Below are 2,876 nucleotides of genomic sequence, written 5' to 3' on the forward strand. Positions count from 1 at the left end.
CGTCGGCCACCAGGCGGCGGCAGAAGTCGGCCAGCGGGCCGCGCCCGGACCGTGCCGGCGGCTCGCCACGCTCGAGGGCGGCCGCCAGCCCGGGCTCGGCCCGCAGCTCGCCCGCGAGCGGCAGGGCGAGCGCGTCGGCGACGATGTCGGCCGCGAGGCCGGCAGGCGCGGGCCCGCGGACGACGAGCCGCAGGTCGCGGGCGACCGGCCCCACCGCAGCCGCCACCCGGGTGGCCGCGGCGGTGGCGCGCACCTCGGCGGGCACGACGAGCAGGGTCACGTCGCTGGCGGCGAGCGCCAGCTCTACGGCCTCGTCCAGCCGTCGTGGCAGGTCCACCACGACGAGCTCGCTGGAGCGGCGGGCCGCGGCGAGCACCGAGCGCATCGCGCCGGCGGGGACGGCGAGCAGGTCGCCCCGGTCCCAGCTCAGCACGCCGAGGCCGTCGACCTGCGGGAGGGCATCGCGCAGCGCGCCCGCAGGCACCCGGCCCTGCGCCGACTGCAGCTGGGGCCACCGCAGCCCGGCCGCGTCCTCGCCGCCGACGACCAGCTCGATGCCGCCTCCGAGCGGGTCGGCGTCCACGAGCAGGCCCCGGACGCCCTCGCGCGCGGCCGTGACCGCGAGGGCGGCCGCCAGCGTGGTCGCGCCCGCGCCGCCGCGGCCGCCGAGCACCGAGACGACGACGCCGGCGGGCCGCCCGTCGGCCGCGTCGGCCAGCCGGCCCACCAGCCACGGCTCGTCCGCGGGCAGCAGCGCGACCCGCTCGCAGCCCGCCTCCACCGCGCGCCGCCACACGACGACGTCGTCAGCACCGTCGGACCGCGTCACGAGGACCGCGCCGTCGCGGCGGGGCAACAGCGCGGCCACCTCGGCCGCGAGGTCCGCGCCCACGAGCGCGAGCCCGGCCGCGGCCCAGCGACTGCGTACGCGCGGCACCTCGGCAGCCACGTCGCAGCCGATGCCGGCGGCGGCGCACAACCGCAACACCTCCTCGACCAGCCCGGCGTCGGCGGTGACGAGCAGAGCCGAGACGGGTGCGGCGGCGGGGACGGCACGGGAGCGCGGGGCGGGCACGGGCGACCTCCGGGACGTGAGCGGTTGTCCCGAGAGTGCGGGCGCGGGCGGCGCGCCGGGCTGCTGGAGGCGGCATCTGTGGACGAGCGCCCCGGAGGGCCGCGGCTGTGGACGGAGTGCCACCGACGCGGGGACCGGCCGAGCGGGATCGGGCGCAGATACCGAACCGGATCAGGCCCCACGAAGCCGGGCAAACGACCCCGGACATGGGACAGCCCCCGCTGGGGGGGGTAGCGGGGGCCGTCCACTCCGCCGGTCCGGCTCGGGGGGGAGGAGCCGGTCCCGGGGGTCTGCGAGACCGGGGACTGCTCACCGGCCGCCGTACCATCGTGTACCCGAAGCGGTCATAAGGCAAACGGCACGGCGAACCCGGCGCGAAAGTTGGGGAAACCGGCCCCCGGGAGCACCTCCGCCAGGCATGGGGCGCCGCTCGCGACCGTATCCTCGGACCATGGTCGACCCTCACGTGCCCGCCACCGCGGGCCGTGCAGCGGCCTTCTTCGACCTGGACAAGACCATCATCGCCCGCTCGAGCACGCTCGCGTTCAGCCGGTCGTTCTACCGCGGCGGGCTCATCACCCGGCGCGCCGTCGTCCGCAGCTCCTACGCCCAGTTCGTCTACCTGCTCGGCGGCGCCGACCACGAGCAGATGGAGCGGATGCGGGCCTACCTGTCCTCGCTCGTGACCGGCTGGGACGTCGCTCAGGTCAAGGAGCTCGTCGCCGAGACGCTGCACGAGCTGATCGACCCGATCATCTACGACGAGGCCGCGACCCTGCTGGAGGAGCACCGCGCCGCCGGCCGCGACATCGTGGTGGTGAGCGCGTCGGGCGCCGAGGTCGTCGAGCCGATCGGCGAGATGCTGGGCGCGTCCCGCGTGGTCGCGACGCGCATGGTCGTCGAGGACGGGCGCTACACCGGCGAGATCGAGACCTACATGGCCCGCGAGGCCAAGGCCGACGCCGTACGCCGGCTGGCCGAGGAGGAGGGCTACGACCTCGCCGAGAGCTACGCCTACAGCGACTCCGTCACCGACCTTCCGATGCTCGAGGCGGTGGGCCACCCGTCGGTGGTCAACCCCGACCGGGGGCTGCGCAAGGAGGCGATCGCCCGCGGCTGGCCGGTGCTGGTGTTCACCAAGCCGGTGAGCCTGCGCGACCGGTTCTCCGGGCGCACCGCGCCCGCGCTCGCGACCGCCGCGACCGTAGCGGGTGCGGCGACCGCCGGCTACGTCTGGTACGCCGCCCGCCGCCGGGGCCGGAGCGCCGGCGCGTGACGGCTCGGCGCGACGACGGCCGCCGCGGCCACCCCCGGTCCCGCGCGACGGTCTACGCCGGAGTCGGCGCTGCCGCCGTGGTGCTCGCCCTTGGAGCGGGCGCCCGGCTGCTCGGCGGCGACGGTCCGCAGGCTGCGCAGCGCCCGTCGGCAGCACCGTCGGCAGCACCGTCAGAGCAGGCGGGCACGGCGTCGGACACGCCCGGGCTCACCCTCGGCGCCGCGGCGCTGTCGGTCGAGGGCGACAGGCTGCAGGTGTCGGCGCCGCTGCACAACGGCGAGGCGGACGACGTGGTGCTCACGTCCCTCGACGGCCTCCCGGCGGGCGTCCGCCCCCAGCTGCCGGACGGCGGCCTGGCCCTCCCGGCGCACGGCTCGGCGACGCTCACGCTCGCGTGGGACGGCCCCGACTGCGGCACGGCGGCGCCCGAGCGCGTGCTCGGGGACGTCGGCTGGGCCGGCCGCACGGCTGACGGCGAGGCCACGCGCGGCCCGCTCGCGACGGGCCCGATCGAGCACGTCCTGC

At 77.6% G+C, this 2,876-nt stretch carries 2 protein-coding genes and 1 pseudogene; 2 read left to right on the forward strand and 1 reads right to left on the reverse strand.

All coding sequences use genetic code 11. The features are described 5' to 3' along the window. A partial coding sequence (gene ssd / locus G9H71_RS21990) for a septum site-determining protein Ssd (RefSeq protein WP_166284899.1) occupies positions 1-1,075 on the reverse strand: 1,075 nt, incomplete at its 3' end. A gap of 451 nt (positions 1,076-1,526) precedes the next feature. On the opposite strand from ssd, the gene G9H71_RS21995 reads away from it, so the two are divergent. Both G9H71_RS21995 and G9H71_RS22000 read left to right on the forward strand, forming a co-directional pair. Next, positions 1,527-2,351 carry an HAD family hydrolase gene (locus G9H71_RS21995; protein ID WP_166284900.1) on the forward strand — a complete coding sequence of 275 codons (825 nt, stop codon included), beginning with the start codon at positions 1,527-1,529 and terminating at the stop codon, positions 2,349-2,351. Then, positions 2,348-2,876, forward strand: a pseudogene (locus G9H71_RS22000) (hypothetical protein); the annotation flags it as partial. The gene G9H71_RS21995 and the pseudogene G9H71_RS22000, both read left to right, overlap by 4 nt.

The organism is Motilibacter deserti (genome assembly GCF_011250635.1).
Lineage (GTDB): Bacteria > Actinomycetota > Actinomycetes > Motilibacterales > Motilibacteraceae > Motilibacter_A > Motilibacter_A deserti.